This window comes from Stomatobaculum longum, from assembly GCA_000242235.1.
Taxonomy (GTDB): domain Bacteria; phylum Bacillota; class Clostridia; order Lachnospirales; family Lachnospiraceae; genus Moryella; species Moryella longum.
Map to the genome: position 1 here is coordinate 362,867 of JH590861.1, position 18,985 is coordinate 381,851.

General features: G+C 56.6%; 15 protein-coding genes and 1 pseudogene. All 16 read right to left on the minus strand.

Annotated elements, in window-relative coordinates:
• Positions 1 to 11: 11 nt before the first annotated feature.
• Positions 12 to 773 carry a YlmH/Sll1252 family protein gene (locus tag HMPREF9623_RS01620; protein WP_009532145.1) on the minus strand — a complete coding sequence of 254 codons (762 nt, stop codon included), beginning with the start codon at positions 771 to 773 and terminating at the stop codon, positions 12 to 14.
• Positions 773 to 1,339, minus strand: coding sequence for a cell division protein SepF (gene sepF, locus HMPREF9623_RS01625; RefSeq protein ID WP_009532146.1), 567 nt, complete (start codon positions 1,337 to 1,339; stop codon positions 773 to 775). The genes HMPREF9623_RS01620 and sepF overlap by 1 nt, the downstream gene beginning before the upstream one ends.
• Positions 1,336 to 2,037 carry a YggS family pyridoxal phosphate-dependent enzyme gene (locus HMPREF9623_RS01630; RefSeq protein WP_009532147.1) on the minus strand — a complete coding sequence of 234 codons (702 nt, stop codon included), beginning with the start codon at positions 2,035 to 2,037 and terminating at the stop codon, positions 1,336 to 1,338. Before HMPREF9623_RS01630 ends, sepF begins: the two co-directional genes overlap by 4 nt.
• A gap of 10 nt (positions 2,038 to 2,047) precedes the next feature.
• A complete protein-coding gene (locus HMPREF9623_RS01635; RefSeq protein WP_009532148.1) occupies positions 2,048 to 3,442 on the minus strand; it encodes an HlyD family efflux transporter periplasmic adaptor subunit in 1,395 nt (464 codons plus the stop codon).
• Between the two features lie 88 nt (positions 3,443 to 3,530).
• Positions 3,531 to 3,950 (minus strand): hypothetical protein, encoded by a 420-nt coding sequence (locus HMPREF9623_RS01640; protein WP_009532149.1) that lies wholly within the window; start codon positions 3,948 to 3,950, stop codon positions 3,531 to 3,533.
• Between the two features lie 59 nt (positions 3,951 to 4,009).
• Positions 4,010 to 5,068, minus strand: coding sequence for a D-alanyl-D-alanine carboxypeptidase family protein (locus tag HMPREF9623_RS01645; protein WP_009532150.1), 1,059 nt, complete (start codon positions 5,066 to 5,068; stop codon positions 4,010 to 4,012).
• On the minus strand, positions 5,040 to 5,438 hold the full coding sequence (mgsA, locus tag HMPREF9623_RS01650) for a methylglyoxal synthase (protein WP_009532151.1): 399 nt from the start codon (positions 5,436 to 5,438) through the stop codon (positions 5,040 to 5,042). Before mgsA ends, HMPREF9623_RS01645 begins: the two co-directional genes overlap by 29 nt.
• Positions 5,439 to 5,472: 34 nt before the next feature.
• A complete protein-coding gene (locus HMPREF9623_RS01655) occupies positions 5,473 to 6,642 on the minus strand; it encodes an FtsW/RodA/SpoVE family cell cycle protein (RefSeq protein WP_009532152.1) in 1,170 nt (389 codons plus the stop codon).
• 83 nt (positions 6,643 to 6,725) lie between these two features.
• Positions 6,726 to 9,617: a penicillin-binding transpeptidase domain-containing protein gene (locus HMPREF9623_RS01660; protein WP_009532153.1), complete on the minus strand. Its 2,892-nt coding sequence runs from the start codon at positions 9,615 to 9,617 to the stop codon at positions 6,726 to 6,728.
• Positions 9,618 to 9,627: 10 nt separating this feature from the next.
• Positions 9,628 to 10,140, minus strand: a complete 513-nt coding sequence (gene mreD / locus HMPREF9623_RS01665) for a rod shape-determining protein MreD (protein ID WP_009532154.1) — start codon at positions 10,138 to 10,140, stop codon at positions 9,628 to 9,630.
• A gap of 499 nt (positions 10,141 to 10,639) precedes the next feature.
• Positions 10,640 to 11,458 (minus strand): annotated as a pseudogene (mreC, locus tag HMPREF9623_RS12135) (rod shape-determining protein MreC); the annotation flags it as partial.
• The gene (gene radC, locus HMPREF9623_RS01675; RefSeq protein WP_009532156.1) at positions 11,455 to 12,147 is read right to left on the minus strand and encodes a RadC family protein; all 693 of its coding nucleotides are present in this window, start codon (positions 12,145 to 12,147) and stop codon (positions 11,455 to 11,457) included. The pseudogene mreC and the gene radC, both read right to left, overlap by 4 nt.
• Positions 12,148 to 12,207: 60 nt before the next feature.
• Positions 12,208 to 13,500, minus strand: coding sequence for a methionine gamma-lyase family protein (locus tag HMPREF9623_RS01680; protein ID WP_009532157.1), 1,293 nt, complete (start codon positions 13,498 to 13,500; stop codon positions 12,208 to 12,210).
• On the minus strand, positions 13,497 to 14,450 hold the full coding sequence (gene miaA, locus HMPREF9623_RS01685) for a tRNA (adenosine(37)-N6)-dimethylallyltransferase MiaA (protein ID WP_009532158.1): 954 nt from the start codon (positions 14,448 to 14,450) through the stop codon (positions 13,497 to 13,499). The genes HMPREF9623_RS01680 and miaA overlap by 4 nt, the downstream gene beginning before the upstream one ends.
• A complete protein-coding gene (mutL, locus tag HMPREF9623_RS01690) occupies positions 14,443 to 16,398 on the minus strand; it encodes a DNA mismatch repair endonuclease MutL (protein ID WP_009532159.1) in 1,956 nt (651 codons plus the stop codon). The genes miaA and mutL overlap by 8 nt, the downstream gene beginning before the upstream one ends.
• Positions 16,395 to 18,983, minus strand: a complete 2,589-nt coding sequence (gene mutS, locus HMPREF9623_RS01695; RefSeq protein ID WP_040799333.1) for a DNA mismatch repair protein MutS — start codon at positions 18,981 to 18,983, stop codon at positions 16,395 to 16,397. The genes mutL and mutS overlap by 4 nt, the downstream gene beginning before the upstream one ends.
• Positions 18,984 to 18,985: the final 2 nt, after the last annotated feature.

Sequence of the window (18,985 nt, forward strand, 5' to 3'; positions counted from 1 at the left end):
AAAATCCTCTCTCAAACGAAATATGCGATATCCACATACAGGCGCCCGCTTCGTGTGGAGCGCGGCTCCGCGTCGCAGAGCCGGAACTTTCCCTTGCCGCGAAGACTCATAACATCTCCGGCCCGCAGAACCTCGGCCGGATTGCTGAGCTCAGTACCGTTTCGCAGCACCTTTCCCGTCGAAAATGCTTCTTTGGCCCGGGTACGGGATAAATTCCAGACTGCGGCGACCAGAACATCGGCACGAAGAGAAGCCGCATTGACGCTGCGAACTTCGGTGCGACGCACGGCACTGAGCGCTTCCCGCGGTATTTCCAGCACTTCGATGCGGGTATGCCGCACTTCCGTCAATTCGCGCTCTATGAGCGCTTTGACGGAAGGCAGCGCGACCAGTTGCGCCTTGTTTTCCGTTACCATAAGGTCTCCGAGCATCTCCCGCCGTATGCCGAGTCCCATTAGCGCGCCGAGAAAATCGCGGTGGCCGAGCGGCTCCGCAAACTTCGGTGCACGCGGTGCAAGCTCCAGACAAATCAGCTCGTCCTCCGGCGGTTCTTCGAGATAGGACGGCAAAAAAAAGAGCACCTTTCTCTCAGCGTCACAAAAAACGCCGTCGGAAATCATACGGATTCCGGCGACGTTTGGTAAACATTGCGCTGCGAGACGTTGCTCTTCCACAGTCAGAAAATAGCTGTGCGTCGGCACATTCCGATCCTCGCACTGCCGGGACAAATCCAGCAGGCGATTGCGAAACAACTGCAACTCTCTCTCGTTCATCAGACAGACTTGGAGCGCGGCATCTGCGCCACCTGGCTCTCGACATCTTCGAAATCACCGGAGAGCTCCACATTCTTTGGCACCAGGATATAGATGGACTGCGATACATTGTCGATATGGCCGTTGACGCCGCCGGCAAGTCCGATCGCAAATGAAACGAAACTCTGCTCCTCTTCACAGTTCTCAAGGTTGAGAATGATGGTGCGCCCTTCATCGCGAAGCATCTGAATGGCCTTATGCATCTCATCATCCTCAAAACGCTTGGGCGTCATCAGCGAGATGTTGAGATTTGAGCGTCCTGTGACCGGTGTGATGTTGCCGCTCTGCATCTTTCTGCTCTGCGACTTTGTAGTGCCTGCCTCGTTTCCGCTCTTTTTACTCGATGCGGACGCATAGTTCTCAGCATACGGATAATCATCGTCTTCCGTGTAAAACTGTTTCGTACCGCCAAAGACATTGATTTTTTCGTCATCGTCTTCACCGCCGAAATTATCCGGACCTCCCAGCCCTCCGTCATCCGGATCGGTTCCCAATATGACCCTTTTGAACCAGTCTATCGCACTCATTGTCCGTCCTCCCCTAAATTCCGCGCGCCAAACAGCCCTGTCCCCACCCGAATTATGGTGGCGCCTTCTTCAATCGCGACGCTGTAATCCCCCGTCATCCCCATAGACAAGATATCCATACTGATATTATCCAGTGTATTCCATCTTGTGTCAATCGATATTTCTTTCAATTTTCGAAAGACAGCGCGATTATCTTCTTGATTAATTGTGAAGGGTGCAACTGTCATAAGGCCGCGAATTTTGAGATTTTTATACTGACAAAGCCGATTCAGGAGTCCCCAGAGTTCTTCGGGTAAGAAGCCGAATTTACTCTCCTCTTCCGCGACATTTACCTCGAGCAGACCTTCCACGACGATACGCTGTTTCATGGCCTCAAAATCCACCGCATCGAGAAGTTTCAGAGAATCCAAGGAGTGAATTAATACCGTCTTGGAGAGCACTTGCCGAACCTTGTTGGTCTGCAGATGTCCGATCAGATGCCAACGGATATCTTCCGGCAGCTGCGACTCTTTGCCGAGCATCTCTTTCACTTTATTCTCACCGAAATCGCGCAGTCCGAGCGCATAGGCCTCTTCGATTGCGGAGACCGGCTGGGTCTTGCTCACGGCGATCAGTCTGACGCTCTCGCGCGAACGCCCCGCCCGCGCACAGGCGCTCTGAATATTGCTTTCGATTTCTTCTAAATGCTCACGCAGCATAGGTACCTCCTCAATAAACCATCTCGCCCTCTCGCCCCTCGCTTCCGTTCAGCAGAATGCGGTCATAGGGATTGATACTGCCGCTGATACCGCGGTGTACAATGGCATATTCATCATTCTCTTCGATAATCTCGACCTTGCGGAATACCGCAATGCCGCCGGTCACACTGTAGACGCCCGGCAATTCTCCGGTGTCTCCGACCTGAACCTTCTGGTCTCTGGCGTCATTGATGAGCCAGTCGCCTTTCTTCAGCGACGCATTCTCATCCATACTGACATAGAAATATGTATCATCGCGGTGCACGACCGTGACCGGCACATCGACCGCCTGCTCTTCTCCGTTCTCCATCTGCAGACGATGCACCACATTGCCGTTGTTTGCGCCGCCGCGCGTCAGGTAGAGCAACGGAATCGCATAATACGTCTTCTTGGTGAGCGCGGTCTTCTGGATTTTCAGGCCGTCTTTTCTTCCCTCGACAATGCGGAATTTTACAAAGCGGTCTTCCAGAAACTGAATCATATAGCGCTGAAACGTCAGGACGCCGTAGCGCTGGTTGGCATCTTCATCCTTCCCGGTAATTTCATGGTAGTCTCCGCTCAAGCTGATATTGCTGCCCATGAAACTGACCCGCAGGCTCTTCGTATTTTCGCGGCTCTCCTTTTTGTCGAGCGGAAAGACGACTTTCCACTCCTCGGAGGGCACAATCCGGTAGACAGGATCGCCCGCGTTCACAAAGGTCTTTTTGCTGTCGGCCGCCGCGGAAGTTGTATCCTGATCGAAGAGCGCCGCGGTGATATTGTCCTCCGTCACAGTGCTGTAATTGTCCAGACGAAAGGAAACCACACCCGAGAGCGGGGAGGTGACATCCGTCAATTCGATTCCCTGCTTCTTCATCTCCTCGTCCAGATTGCCGAGCAGGCTTAGCGATGCGTAGGACGAGAGCAGAGACTGAATGCTATTCTCCGCCGTGTAGTTCTGCGCGTACTGGTCGCGGTCATAGCTTTTCCGGTAGGCGGAGAGACGATTTTTAATCTCATGGATATTGTCGGCGCCGAGCGGTGCATTGCCGCCTAAATTGCCTGCGAGCTGCGGCGTCACATCGGTTGCGGAGAGCGCATAAATGCGATTGCCGACGGCGGCGCGCTTCCCCTCCTGCAGATAGTAAATCGGATAGCCGCCGCGCGGCGCTGTCTCAATCTGCTCATCACGCAATATGATGCCGGTATAGTAGTGATTGCTCACAATCTCGCCCGGCTCAACGGTTGTGACGCGCGGACGTTTTCGCATAACAGGGGTACAGATGGTATATAGAAGATAAACGACTGCGGCAATCAACAAAATATATTCCGGGCGAAGTACGGAATTCGCCTTCTGCTCATTGTCCGCTTTTTTTTGATTCGCCAAAACGACCTCCGCTTGCGCTGAAAATGCCTGTACACAAGGACGGACAGCCCGGAAAGGGCTGTCCGTAAATTCTCTTTACGCCTATCGGTCAGAGCGCGATGACAACGTCTTTCTTCGCATTCTCCGGAAGATCGGCCGCATCCATCGAAACACTGAGCACGAAGTTCACATTGTACTTCTCACCGATCTTTTCCAGCGTGTCAACGACCGGGGTGATATCGCCGCCCTCTAAGTTCGCAAGCTTCAAGAAGCTGTCGAGGAACATGGTCTCCAAATCGTGATCCTGCGAAATGATGCCGGAGACAAAACCGGTGAAGCCGTCGCTGCTCATAATCTCGTAGTCATTCACATTGATCAAACGAATTTTATTGCTGAGCTCATACATGTGCTTTGCGCTCTTATCAAGGTAGACGACCGTACCCTTCGCATTCTTGACAGCCTCATTCGCCATCTCAAGAAGTCGCTTGGTCTTTCCTTTTCCCTTGACGCCCACAATAATCTGAACCATGTGTCTACCTCCTTGGTTTCTGTCTGTTATAGTAATTATACGTTAGCACCGAAAAAAGTTCAATGCACTTGTGCGCTTTTTTGCAATAAGAGGCTGGTGTCCTGATAAAGCACGTCGTGATTCGGCGATTTTAGAACGACCGAATAATACTGCTTTCCGGACTCCGACGCCGTGAGCTGCGCGAGGCAGGCTCCTGCCGCCAGTGTGGTTCCGGTCTTTGCCGCGACCACGGAAAAGCCCTCCGGGAGCTTCGCCTTGCCCACCAGGTAGTAATTGGTGTTAAACCACTTCTTCTGCACCGGCTGCCCGGCCGCGTCCACATAGTCGGCTGTGTAGAGCTTCTGACTCGCCAGTTTCTGAAACTCCGGGTACTTCATCGCCTCGTGGAGTATCAGATACAGGTCATAGGGCGTCGTATAGTGATCGGGGTCGGTTAAACCGTGCGAATTGGTGAAATGCGTCCCGGTTGCACCGAGCTCTTTTGCGCGCGCATTCATCTTCTCGACAAAGGCCTCTTCACTGCCGGCCACCTGTTTTGCAATCATATTGGCCGCGTCGGCGCCGGAGCGAACCATGAGACAATAGAGTACCTGCTCTGCCGTTAGCTTGTCTCCCTGCTGAAAACCTCCCATGCTGGCGCCAGGTTCCGAGACGACAATCTCCGGACCGGCCGTCCACACATCGTCCATGTGGATGTCGCTGTCTTCGAGTGCGAGGAGACAGGTCATAATCTTTGTGGTCGAGGCCGGATTCATGCGCGTATAGGCATTGCGCGAGAGCAGTGCTTTTTCATTGGTCCCGTCAATCAGAAGCACACCTTCGGCGCGGATATCGCCGAGTAATTCGGTGCCGCTGTCGGCCTCCGGAACCGCGAGGTCCGCCGCAAACGATTTCAGCGCCGAGGCCTGCGCCGTACTCTGTAAGAGTGCGCTGCCGCGCGTATTCGGCACATAGCGATTCGAGAGCAGGGAACCGAACTCCCGATAGGCGAGCGCCGCACACAGCAGAACGAGCAAAAGGAAGAGGCGGATGAGCGGCAGACCACGCTTTCTGCGTCGCCTGCTACTCCGCCGCCGTCTCGACGCATAGTCAGCGCCGGTAGTAATTTCGGAATTCAAAATCGCCACGCTCCATGGATTTAATCAACAGCTCAGCCGTCGCAAGATTGGTTGCGACCGGAATATTATGAACATCGCAGAGCCTAAGGACATTGCTGACATTGGGCTCGTGCGGCTTCGGCTGCAGTGGGTCGCGAAGAAAAATCACGAGATCTAGGTCATTGTCCTCAATCTGTGCGCCGAGCTGCTGCTCACCGCCCAGGTGTCCGGCGAGATACTTGTGAACCGTGAGGTTGGTGACCTCTTCAACGAGACGTCCCGTTGTCCCGGTTGCAAACAGCGTGTGCTTCGCAAGTATTCCTCGGTAAGCGACACAAAAGTTCTGCATCAACTTCTTTTTTGCATCATGTGCAATCAATCCGATATTCATACTGCTCATTCCTCATTCTTTCTTTGAAAGGTGCTCAGCGGTATTGCCCTCCGAACCCAACTCTACCACGCGGCATATCATCCTCCCGGTAGATATCCCGCCGTTGTAGCCCGACATTCAGTACCAGTCCGATCTGCACATAAAAGGCGAGCAGTGAACTGACACCATAGCTGATAAAAGGAAGCGTAAGCCCCGTATTGGGGAAGATACCCGTTGCCACAGCAATGTTGCTGAACCCCTGAAAGGCAATGAGTGTGCCGACACCGGTGCAGAGAATACGTCCTTCCATGTCGCGCGCTTTACCGGCGAGATAATAGCACTCATAGACCAGAATCGCATAGAGCAATAACACGAGCAGACAACCCACAAAGCCCATTTCTTCTCCGATCACGGCAAAGATGAAGTCGGTCTGTTCCTCGGAGAGGAAATTACCGCTCTTCACGGAAGCGAGCGTGTTGTTGTTCAAGCCCTTGCCGAAGAGCTGCCCAGATCCGATTGCCATGATGGAGTTGTCCTGCTGCCAGTTCGCATCCGCATACTGTGCCGGGTACAGAAAGGCCAGAATGCGGCGCACCTGATACTCCTTCAGGAAAGGCACCATGCCTCGCTTCAGCAAAAAGACGGTGCTGACGGCAAAGGGCACGGCGACCAGCAACGCAAGGCCGATCCAGCGGTAACTGATACCCGCCGCAAACAGCATGGCGGCAATACTGACTGCCACGACGATGGTTGTCGAGAGATCCGGCTCCGAGCTGATGAGTCCGATCGGAATCATCGCAAAGGCCGCAAACAGCAGCAAAAATCGGGGCTGATTGATACTCTCGTAGTTTTTGCCGAGTAGCCAGGAAAAGAACATCGCAACACCGATTTTTGCAAACTCCGACGGTTGCACCTGTCCCAGTGCCGGCAGGACAATCCACCGCTTTGCACCGTTGACGCTCTTACCGAAGAAGCGAACCATAAGGAGCAGGATTGCGCAGAGCACAAAAACCGGCACCGCATAGCGCAACAACTTCTGATATGGAACAAAGCAGAGCAACGCGATGACCGCGATGCCCAAGACCATTCCGGCAGCCTGTCGCCCGACATAGCTCATGTTCTGGTTTGTCGCACTGTTAATCGCCAAAATGCCAATGACATTCAGCGCACAAACTGCAAAAAGCAAGCGGAAGGAAAATACCCGCAAAAAACGTTTTACATCCATTCCGCGCGAGCCTCCTCAAATTCTAACGGAAAAGCCGGAATATTTCCAGTATTTTTATCTAAAATGTCGAAATTTTTCAATCTTTAATCCTCGATATTGACATCACTGACACGTTGCGCACCCGCATTCAGGATCTCGTCCACATTGGTATAGCCAAAGCAGAGGCGGTATACATCCTTTGCGACGGAAGCGGCATTCGCCGAGGTGTAACCGTAGGGAATATTGACCGTGACCGCGAGCTTCGGACTCTCATAGGGGCCGAACGAGATGAAGAACGCGTGGTTGGCTCTCGTCTTCGACTCCTGTGCCGTACCGGTCTTACCGGCGATATTCACCTCGAAGCCCTTGAAAATACGGCTTGCGGAGCCCGACTCGACCACGCCGCGCATACCCTGCTGTACGGCGTCCCAGTTCTCCGGTTTGACTTCCATGGTGCGGATGACATTCGGATCATAGCTTCGGATTGCCTCGCCCTGCCAGTCGGTCACACGGTCGAGTACCGAGAGATCAAAGACTGTGCCGCGGTTTGCGAGCGCCGTGACATAACGCGAGAGCTGCACATTTGCGAACGAGTTGGTACCCTGACCGATGGCCGACCGCTCCGGGCTCTGGTCGGAAATCATGGGGTCGTTCTCGATAATTTCGACGCCGGACTTCTGGTCCAGACCGAACATGGTCGCGTATTTATTGAGACGCGCAATGCCGAGCGCGGGATCGTACTCGCCCTGCGGGTTCGTCGCGAGGCGATGTCCGAGGTCCGCAAAGAAGACGTTACAGGAATTCCGGATACCGGCAACGATGTTCTGGACGCCGTGGCGACCCGGATAAATCCAGCAGCGCAGCGGCGGCGTAATCGCATCGTAAATACCCGTACAGTTGACGGTGTCATTCAGTCCGATGACATTTTCCTCGAGTGCGGCAATCGCGATAATCGGCTTAAAGGTAGAACCCGGCGCCTTTCTGGCCTGTGTCGCATTGTTATAGAGCGGCAGAGATTCATCCTTGACCAGCCGGTTATAGTATTTCGCATCCATCGTATTCGTGAGGCGATTGTTATCATAGCCGGGATACGACACCAGCGCTTTTACCTTGCCCGTCGTCACATCGGTCACGACACAGCCGGCCGTACAGGGATCGAGCGCGAGTTGCGCCGGTGTGATTTTGAGCTCCGAGACCAGACGGACAAAAAAGCTGTAGGCATAGGCCGGACCGCCGGCAGCGAGCTCCGCCTGGGCCGCGGGATCCGGTTCCAGCACACCCTGGTCATAGAGCGCGAGGCAGAGTTCCCTGCCGCCGACCAGATTATTCCGTATCATGTACTGGCAGAGCAGCTTTTCAAAGTCCGGATCGGTCTTCAGCGACTCGAGCGAAGAATTGACGAGCGCCTCATACACCTCTTCCGCTCCCGCGTACTTTTTAATGCCTTTGATTGCGGTGGTATTGACCCAGCCGTCCTTGATGCCATCCTGCAGGAACTCGCGCAGCGAGATGGAATCCGCCTTCCAGCGCGCATAGTAGTCCTTGTTGCTGTCTATCTTATCCTTGGAGATGACACCGCTGTCCGCGGAAGTCAGACTCGTGTACATGAAATAGAGAAAGGCGCGCTGATCGTTCGGAAGCTCCGCCATGTTGAGCGGCGACGGGTTCATGAGTTGCTCCCGCATCGCGGCGAGCGAACTCTCGCTGTACGCGCTGAGGCGCTCCGCAATGTAGCGCTCTGTCTCGCTCGCGGAATCCCCCTTCATGTGATCCAGCGAAAGCACATTGTTGCCGATCAGCTGATAATAGGCGTCTTTGACCGGAATGAGGCGCGCGGTCGAGTCCGTCGTCTCCGTGTTCGGATTGTCCTCATTGACCAGTTTTGCCGCGACAATACCTGCGAGGTGCTGCTCCAGCTGGTGGTAAATGCCGACCTGCAGATCGCGGTCAATCGAGAGGTAGACATCGTTGCCGGCGACGGGCTCCGTCTCGCTCTCGACTTCCATCACATGGCCCACATTGTCGACATACATGGTGCGGGATCCCTTTTTGCCGTGCAAATCCTGCTCCATGTACTCTTCGATGCCCGTGCGGCCTATGGTATCGCTGAGCGTATAGTCCGGATTCTTTTCGCGCAGTTCCTTTAGCTGCTCGTCCGGCATCTTGCCGACATAGCCGATCAGCGAAGAAAACGGCACCTCGTCGTTATAGACGCGCTCGGTCGTCTGCTCACAGTTGACACCGAGCAGTTTCGCCTGGTTCTCGAGGATATCGACTCTCGTCTCATCCTTGACGTGCGTCACCACCGTTGTGCTCTCATAGCTTCGATAGGCCGTGAGACCTATGGTGTAGCGGATATTCACGAGTTCCAGTTTCTCCAGATTGCTGAGCGTGACCGGTTTGCCCTCCTCATCGGTCAGAAGGTTCAGTTTGTAGCTCAGGAAGCGCTTGTTCAAAAGTTCTTCGGCTGAAATTTCGGACGGATACTTGCCCCCGTCCCCCGTCAGTTCGCTCACACGCTTTAAACCGTAAAAGTCACGGAGAAAGCGTTTCCGCGCCTCTTCATTGACACTCGTGTAATAGAACTCATTGTTCTCATTCAGCCCGATTTCGAGACGGCCCGTCACGGTCTCACCGTGCGCATTCAGAATCTGAATCAGACGATAATACATCTGATTCCGCTGCAGAGCCTTCCGGTACTCGCCGCTGTCTTTGATGGTCACATTGTACGAAAGGCGGTTATAGGCGAGCAGCTTGCCGTTCGCATCGAAGATATTGCCGCGCGTCGCGGGAATCGCGACAGTCTTCTCCGTCTTTTGCAGATAGTTTTTCTGATAGGACTCTCCATTGATAATCTGCAAATGATAGAGCCGGAAGATCATGATGCAGAGCAAGCCCATGTAGCCGAAGCCGAGCAGAACAAGGCGCGAGGCCTTGAAGTTCTGCTGCAGCCGCTCAAAACGATCCCGCAAAAATTCCAGAAAATCTCTCAGCACTGATTTCTCCTCAGGTCGTTGCTCTTCTCTGATCCAGGAACTCCAACTTCCGGTTGTACCAGAGGAAGAAGCGGTAGATGATCAGCGTAAACAACAGTGAAATGATAATCTCGGGGAAGATGATGGTCCGAAAGTAAAACGGAAAATCAAGCTTGCCGCGAATTACAAAACGGAAGACATAAATATAAAGATTATACAGAAACTCATTGACGGTACAGAGCAGGAGCGGCAGGGTGATATAGCTCTCATAGTAATACTTCGAGAGCGAGCCGTTTAAAAACCCGATCCAGACAAAGAAAAGCGTGAAAAAGCCGAACGCACCGGAATGGAACAAATCCACCAACAGTCCCGCCGCGAGTCCGTAGAACATACCTGCCCGTTGCCCGTAGATAAAGGCGTAGGCAAAGGTAAAGATCAAAATCAGATTGGGCGTCGCCGAGAGAAAGGGGATGAACGGAAAAATACAACTCTGCAGCGCAAAAGCCGCAATCAGCACAAGGAGGTTTAAAAGTGTGCGTTTCATCCTACCCTCCTCACGGATTTTTCGGCAGACTCTCTACGGTCTGCGCCGGCTCGGTCTGTGCGGCCTGAGTTTCGGGCGGCTGTGTGGCCTGGGTCTCCCGGCGCGGCGCTTCGGTCTCCTGCCGCCTTCTCTCCGTCGAAGCCTCGGTCTCTCGCCGACGGGTCTCGCGTGCTTCGGTCTGTCGTTCGGTCTGTCGCCGGGCGGCCGTCGTCTCGCGCTGCGTAGCTGCGGTGGTCCTGGCGGCTGCCGTCGTGCTGCGCGCCGTAGTCTCTGCGGCGGCTGTGCTCGTCTCGGGTGCCGCGGTACTGCTCTCCGCCACGCTGGTCTCTATGGCACTGCTCTCCGCGGCAGCGCTCTCTGCCGTACTCTCCCCGGCAGTTGTATCCGCCTCCGAAGCGCCGCTCTCCTCCGAAGCTGTCGTCTCCGGCGCAGTCAGACTGTCCGCATCCGGCAAGGTGGTGCGCGGCGTCTCAAAGGAGCCGTCCTCCCGCATCTCCGACTTCAAATCGAGTACGACCAGCACATCCTGAATGGTCTCGAAATCCGCGACCGGTACCAGGGTGCCGCTCCGGGTCAGACGATCCGGGTCTGTCTTCAGGTCGCCGACATAGCCGATCAGAATGCCCGGCAGGAATTTGGAACTCACGGTGCTCGTCACAATCGCATCGCCGTCCTTGATATCCGCCGTATCGGTGATATCGCTGAGTTTCAGCTTGCCCGAGGCATAGAGCTGCAGGCTGCCCGAGACAATGCAAGTGTCGTTTGACTGTATCGCCATGGCGCTGACGCGGCTCACATCGTCAATGATGGAGCGCACCGTCGCGTAGTTGTCGCCGACATCCGTCACAATGCCGATGAGTCCGCCGTCTCCGACCACGTTCATGTCCGGCTTGATGCCGTCGCGCGCGCCCTTGTCAATGCGGAACACATGGAACCAGTTGCCGGTGTCCTTTGCTATGACGCGGGCCCCCGTCATGCGGTACTGCCCGTAGGTCTGATTCAGCTCATAGAGCGCGCGCAGACGGCGCAGCTCATAGCTGTCGCTCTGCAGGCGCGTATTCTCCATCGTGAGCGAAGCGACCTGCTTGCGGAGGGACTCGTTGTCCGAGAGTGCCGTCCGCATCCGTTCCTGGTTCTTGAAATTCGTATAGACCGCGCTGCCCACGCGGTTCACACCGGTCTGCACCGGCATGAGCAGGTAGCCGACCGCTGTCCGGAGCGGACGCAACTGCTCGTTTTTGATTGTCGTAAGTCCTATCATGCCGACGCAGGATACGCTGAGCACAATGAGAACCAGGCGGTTATTCGATATTTTCACAATAGACCCCACTCCTTAAAACTGTAGTAGGCATTATCTCCGATGACAATATGGTCTTCCAGCGGAATGCCGATGAGACGCGCCGCTTCCTGTATTTCGGCAGTGACCTTCTGATCGTCCTTGCTCGGGCGCGGATCACCGCTCGGATGGTTGTGAATCAGAATCATACGAACGGCGCGTGCGCGGAGCGCCGCAATCATGAGCTCCCGCACGGATACCACCGAGGAATCGACCGAGCCGCGACTTAACAAACGGTCACAGATCAGCCGCAATTTGGTGTCGAGAAAGGCGGCATGGAGTTCCTCCTGTTCGAGATGGCGGAGAGCCTCCATGTAGTAACGCGCGCAAATCGAAGGGTCGGCGAACGCGGCAGTCAGATTCTTCGCCGCTTCCCGCCGCCAGATGCGCTTCGAGAGTTCGCCGATTGCGACGAGCTGCAACGCCTTTGCCTCGCCGACGCCGCGAATCCGCATATAGTCCTGCATGCTGTTGTGAAGGAGTCCCAGCAAACCCTCGCGGCGTGGCTCTAAATCAAGCACCAGCGCAGAGAGTTCCGTGACATCCTGTCCGCTGCAGCCGCTGCGGAGCAGCAGTGCCAAAAGCTCCTGGTCATCCAGGCTCGCAATGCCGAGACGACGCGCCTTCTCCGCAGGTCTTTCCTCCGGCAGAATATCTCTCAACTTTCTCATTCGTTTTCCTCCCGAGCTCTCCAGGCACAGCGAGGAAATACTAGTCTATTATAGCACAGTTTATACGAGTCCGGCGTCCGCGAGCTTCTGGAGCGACATCAGGACGCCGATTTTCGCATGCGCATAGGTGAGACCGCCCTGGAAATACGCGGTATACGGCGGACGCATGGGGCCGTCTGCCGAGAGTTCGATCGACGCGCCCGAGACAAAAGTTCCGGCCGCCATAATGACCGGTTCCTCATAGCCCGGCATGTCCCAGGCCTCCGGTTTCACGAAACTGTCGACCGGAGACGCTGCCTGAATGCCGATACAGAAGGCAGAGAGCGCTTCGGGGGACTTTAAGTCGACCGACTGGATGATGTCATGCCGCAGTTCCTCTGCGCGCGGATTGACCGGGAAGCCGAGATTCTGATAAAGCTGCGCCGCAAAAATGGCTCCCTTTTCGGCAGAAGCCGTCACGGTCGGAGCGAGAAAGAGCCCCTGGAAAAACTGTCTGGTGACGCCGAGCGAGGCCCCGAGTTCCTTACCGAGTCCCGGCGCCGTTAAGCGGTAGGCCGCATTTTCAATCAGCTCCCGCTTGCCTGCGATATAGCCGCCGATCGGCGCGAGACCGCCGCCCGGATTCTTGATGAGGGAGCCCACCAGCAAATCCGCGCCGAATTCGCTGGGCTCTCGCCGCTCCACAAACTCGCCGTAGCAGTTGTCGACCATACAGATTACATCCGGTTTCACCGACTTGACAAAACGGATTAACTCCGCAATCTCCGCGACCGAGAGTGTTTTTCTGGCCGCGTAGCCCTTGGAGCGCTGAATCTCGACCAGTCTGGTTTTCTCGTTGATGTTGTCCCGAATCGCATCAAAGTCAAAACTTCCGTCCTCTTTTAAGTCCGCCTGACGATAGCTCACGCCGTACTCTCGGAGACTTCCGCGCTGCGGGCGTATGCCGATGACTTCATCAAGCGTATCGTAGGGCTTACCGACCGGCGAAAGGATTTCATCGCCCGGGCGGAGATTTCCGAAGAGTGCGACCGTCAGCGCATGTGTGCCGCTGACAAGCTGCGCTCTGACCAGGGCGTCCTCCGTCCCGAAGACCGAGGCGTAGACCGCCTCCAGCGCATCCCGCCCGATGTCGTTGTAGCCGTAGCCCGTACTCGGCGAGAGGTGTGCTTCGCCGATGCGGTGCTCGCGGAGTGCGTTCAGCACTTTCATCTGGTTGTATTCCGCAATTGCATCAATTTCCGCAAACCGCGCCTTGCACTGTGCCTCCGCCGCTTCTCCGAGCGCTAACACGCGTTCGGACAGCCCCGCCGCGCGGTACATATCCAGTAAACTCTCGTCCAATCCTGCACTCATCTCGTCTCTTCCCTTCTCTTTTCCACGCGGCGAAGCATCTCCGCTGCGATGGCCTGCTCCGAGGCATAGTCTTCCCGGAGAAACCACTCCGCGTCCCGCTCCCTGCGAAACCAGGTGAGCTGACGCTTGGCAAAATGCCTGGTATCCAGCTTGACGAGCTCTTTGCAACGCAAAAGATCCGCTTTACCGTCCAGATAGTCAAATAACTCATGGTAGCCGATGCCCTGCATCGATGTCGCCGTCCGCGGCACCCCGCGCGCCGCGAGCGAACGCACTTCCTCGACCAGTCCCGCCCGAAACATGGCCTCTACCCGCGCATCGATACGCCGGTAGAGACTCTGTCTCTCCATATTCAGCACAAAGTAAGAGAGCGCATAGGGGGACTGCCGCTCTCTCGCCTCTGCATTGTGGCGGGAAATCCGCTCGCCGCTGCTGAGGAAATATTCGAGGGCGCGGAGCACTCTCTTCTCATTGTTCGGATGAATTTGCGCCGCGGCCTCCGGATCGACTGCCGAAAGTTCCGCGTAAAGCGACGCAATCCCCTCGCGCGCTCTTCGCTCCGTCAGTGCCGCATGTACGGCCTCATCTCGGCTCTCCTCGGAAAAAGGAACCTCATAGAGCACGGTCTGCAGATAAAAGCCGGTGCCGCCGACCAGAATCGGCACCTTGCCGCGCGCCTGTATCTCTTCGATGGCCTGCTTTGCGAGCTTCTGGAAGCGCATTGCGTCGAAATTCTCCTCCGGCTCCAGAATATCGATCAGATGATGCGGCACGCCCTGCATCTCCGCCGCCGTGATTTTTGCGGTTCCGATGTCCATGTGCCGATACACCTGCATGGAGTCGGCGGAGATAATTTCTCCGTCGAGCGCTTTTGCGAGTGCCAGCGAGAGCGCGGTTTTGCCGGCCGCCGTGGGCCCCGTGAGCGCTACCAGCGTCTGTTTTTCACACAATGCGCTTAAACCTCCGTTCCAGCTCTGTCTTCGTGAGTTCTATGATGGTAGGCCTGCCGTGCGGGCAGTTGTAAGGATTCTCGAGCGCAAAGAGCTCGTCGAGCAAGGCCTCCGCCTCCCGCTGTGAGATATGCTGATTGCCCTTAATCGCTGCCTTACAGGACATGGACGCGGTCTTTTCGATGATGAGGAGCGGCACATCGTCGGCGCGCTGCCCCGCGAGCAGGCTCGCAAACATCGTTTTCAGGAGCTCTTCTTTTAAGACCGAGGGCAAAATGTCGGGCACGGCGCGGACCGCATAGCTGGAGCCGCCGAAGTGCTCGATGGAAAAGCCGATTTTTTCAAAGCACTCATGCTGCTCCGTAAGGAGCGCTGCCTCCTCCGCGCTTAGCGTGAGGAGGAGCGGCGGCTCCAGGCGCTGTGCGCTCACAGCCTGCTGCCGGTAGTCCCGCAATAACCTCTCATAGTTCACCTTCTCATGCGCCGCATGCTGGTCGATGAGATACATCGAATTGCCGCGCTCGGCAATCCAGTAAGTATCGAAGACCGCACCGACCAGCCGGAGATGCTGCCGCTCCTCGGGGCGAAACAGCGCATACTGTCCGCCGCGCTCCACAGTCTCAAAGGCCGGCATCTCTTCGGCGACAGCCCTCTCTGTCTTGCCGCCTGTCGCCGGTTCTTCGCGCCCCGCCCGCGTTTCTTCTTCCGCGCCCCGCTGCAAGGGCTGCTCTGTCTGTTCCGGCCGATTTGTACTGCGCTCTGTTTCCGCGCTCTGATTCAACTGCCGCTGCCCGTAGGCCGAGAGAAAGGAGGAAAGAGAGAGTTCTTTCTCCGCTTCTTCCTGCTGTCTCTCCGCCCGAAGGCGCTTCGTCTCAAAAGGCTCCGGCGGCTTTTCCGCCTTTTTCCGGGATACTTCCGGTATGGTATGCCGCTCTTCCGAGAGTGCGGAGAGGCGAATCAACTCCGCGCGTTGCAGTGCCTCCTCGACTGCGGCCCGGAGAAAGAGATACAGCGCCTGACCGTCCGAGAAGCGCACCTCCCGCTTGGTCGGATGCACATTGACATCGACAACCTCGGGCTTTGTTGTAAGAAACAGGACAGCAAAGGGGAAGTTATGCTGCATCATACGGTCACCGTAGCCGTCCTCAATGGCCTTCGAGAGCAGCGGGCTCTTGATATAGCGCCCGTTGATGCAGTAGTGTTCAAGCGCGCGACTGCCCCTCGAAATCTCGGGCCGTCCGATAAAGCCGTGCACCGAGAGTCCCTTTTCCTCCCGCTCGACGGGAAGGAGTTTGGTCGCAATCTCTCTCCCGTAAAGCTGGTAAATAATGTCCTTCACTTCCCGGTTGCCGCTCGTGTGGAAACGGCTCTGGCCGTTTGCGAGAAAGCGAATCGAGACCTCCGGGTGTGAGAGCGCAAGCTCCTCGGCGAGCGCCGCGACATGGGCGGTCTCCGTGACCGCTGCCTTTAAGAAGCCGCGACGAACGGGCGTATTGAAAAAGAGGTCGCGGGCAATCACCGTCGTCCCGGCCGGTGCGCCGATTTCCTCGAGCGCCGTCTGCTGCCCGCCCTCCGCCGTATAGCGGACGCCGGTCAATGCATCCCGCCGCTTCGTGATGAGCTCGATTCGCGCGACCGCCGCGATGCTTGCGAGGGCCTCGCCGCGAAAGCCGAGACTCTGTACATGGTAAATGTCCTCCGCCGTCCGGATTTTGGAAGTCGCGTGGCGAAGAAAGGCGGTCGGCACCTCATCGGCCGCAATACCGCTCCCGTTGTCCGTCACCCGTATCATCGCGATGCCGCCGTCGCGAATTTCAATCGTGATGACACTCGCATCGGCATCGATTGCATTTTCCGCGAGCTCTTTCACAATCGAAGCCGGGCGCTCAATGACTTCGCCCGCCGCGATTTTATTGATGGTTGACTCGTCGAGAAGCTGAATGCTCATAGCGCCTCCTGCAGCTGATAGAGAAACTCAATCGCCGCGCGCGGCGTGAGTTCCGAGAGGTCAGCTTTCTTAAGTCTCTCGAGTATGTCGCGCTCCGCGGGCTGTAAGGGCGCCTCACAGGGCGCATGTTCAGCCGGAGAAGCTACGGTCTCCTGCCCCCGCGCCGCAAGTTCCTTGGCGCGCGCCGCAATGTCCGCCCCGGAGAGCTCCGCCGCAATCTCCCGCGCTCTCGCCGTTACCGTCTCCGGCACACCCGCGAGCTTTGCGACCTGAATACCGTAGCTCTGATCCGCACCGCCTTTTACGATTTTCCGGAGGAAGGCAATCGTGTCGCCCTGCTCTTTTACGGCGATGCAGTAGTTGTGAACCCCCGGAATGCTCCCCTCGAGCTCGGTCAGCTCGTGGTAGTGGGTCGCAAACAGAGTCTTTGCGCCGGCAAGTCGCCCGGTCGCGAGATATTCGACCACCGCCCAGGCAATCGAGAGTCCGTCGAAGGTCGAAGTGCCGCGGCCGATTTCATCGAGAATAATTAAACTCCGCTTCGTCGCATTGCGGAGAATGTTGGCGACCTCGGTCATCTCGACCATGAAGGTAGACTGCCCGGACGCGAGATCATCCGAGGCGCCGACGCGCGTGAAGATGCGGTCGGAGATACCGATCTCCGCCTCGGTTGCCGGGACAAAGGAACCTGTCTGCGCGAGCAGGGCAATCAGGGCCGTCTGGCGCATATAGGTGGACTTTCCGGCCATATTCGGTCCCGTGATTACGGCAATGCGATTTTCCTCGCTGTCGAGCAAGGTATCGTTTTCGACAAAGCGGCCGCTCTCCATCATGCGCTCCACCACCGGATGCCGCCCGCCCACAATGCGGAGCGGACCGTCCGCCGTCAGTTTCGGCCGCACATATTGATAGCGCTCCGCGACATCGGCAAGCGAAAGCAGGGCGTCGAGATAGGCAATGATGCCGGCACTCGTCTGAATGCGCGCGACCTCTGCGGAAAGCTTCTGTCTTACCTCCTGGAATAAATCAAACTCGAGCGTCAGGAGCTTCTCCTCTGCGCCGAGTATGCTCTCCTCGAGTTTTCCGAGCTCCTCGGTCGTATAGCGCTCGGCGTTCGCGAGCGTCTGCCGCCGCTGAAAATAGTCCGGCACCTGGGAGAGCGCCGACTTTGTGACCTCGAAATAATAGCCGAAGACCTTGTTGTATTTGATGCGGAGATTCTTGATCCCGGTCTTATTCCGCTCCCGCTCCTCGAGTTCGGCGAGCCACTGCTTGCCCTCGGTGCTCGCGCGGCGGTAGCGGTCCACATCCTCGTGGTACCCGTCTTTGATAATGTGCCCTTCGCGGAGTGTGAGCGGCGGATCGTCCGCAATGGCGCGCGCAAGGAGCGCGGAGAGATCCCTTAAGTCGTCGAGCGACTGTGAAAAGCTCCGGAGAAGCGGTGCCGAAAAACTCTGTAACAAGTCCTTAATCGGCGGAAGCGCCGCAATGGAACTGCCGAACGCCAGCATGTCCCGCGCATTCGCGCTGCCGAGCGTGATGCGCCCCATGAGCCGCTCCATATCGTAAATCGGCGCGAGATACTCTCTCAGCTCCTCGCGGTCAATGTAGCGGGACAGGAATTCCTGAATCGCATCCTGTCTCACCTCAATTTCCGGTATGCCGAGCAGCGGTTTTTCCAGAAGATTTCTTAAAAAGCGCGCCCCCATCGCCGTCTTCGTGCGGTCCAGCACCCAAAGCAGAGACCCGTGCTTATTCTTGTCGCGAAGGGTCTCTGTGAGTTCCAGATTCCGTCTGGAGGCGGCATCGATGAAGAGATAGGCGTTGCCCCGGTAAGCTTTCAGCTCGGTAATCAGTTCGCAGCGGCTTTTCTGCGTGTCGTAGAGGTAGCGAAGCGCCGCGCCCGCCGCGAGCATGCCGAGCGGATAATCGGAGAGGCCGAGCGCCTCCGTGGTCGCCGCGCGGAAATGTTCGGTGAGCAGCGAGACCGCATTATCCCGGAGAAAGGCGCTGTCCGGCAACTCGCTGATTGCAAGTGCCTCCTCATGCCGGAGGCAGCCATCGAGCGAGAGGTTCTTTCTCTTTAGCAGTTCCGCCGGATGAAACTCCGCCAGAATGTCCCCGAGTTCCTTCCGGCCATCCGCTTCCGTCACGAAAAAACTTCCCGTCGAAATATCCGCAAAGGCAAGGCCGTAGCGACCGTTGTCCTCCAAAACCGCGGCGAGATAGTTATTCTTCTCCTCCTCGAGAGCGCCTGCCGCCGTCACGGTGCCGGGCGTCACGACGCGAATCACTTCGCGCTTTACAAGACCCTTTGCGAGCTTCGGGTCTTCCATCTGCTCGGCGACCGCGACCTTATAGCCCCTCTTCACCAGGCGGTTGATATAAGAGTCGGCGGCATGAAACGGGACGCCGCACATCGGCGCTCTCTCCTCGAGGCCGCACTCTTTTCCCGTCAGCGTGAGTTCAAGCTCCTTTGACGCAAGACGCGCGTCTTCAAAAAACATCTCGTAAAAATCGCCGAGGCGATAGAACAAAAGGCAGTCCGGATAGGCCTTCTTGGTCTCCAGATAATGCGTCATCATCG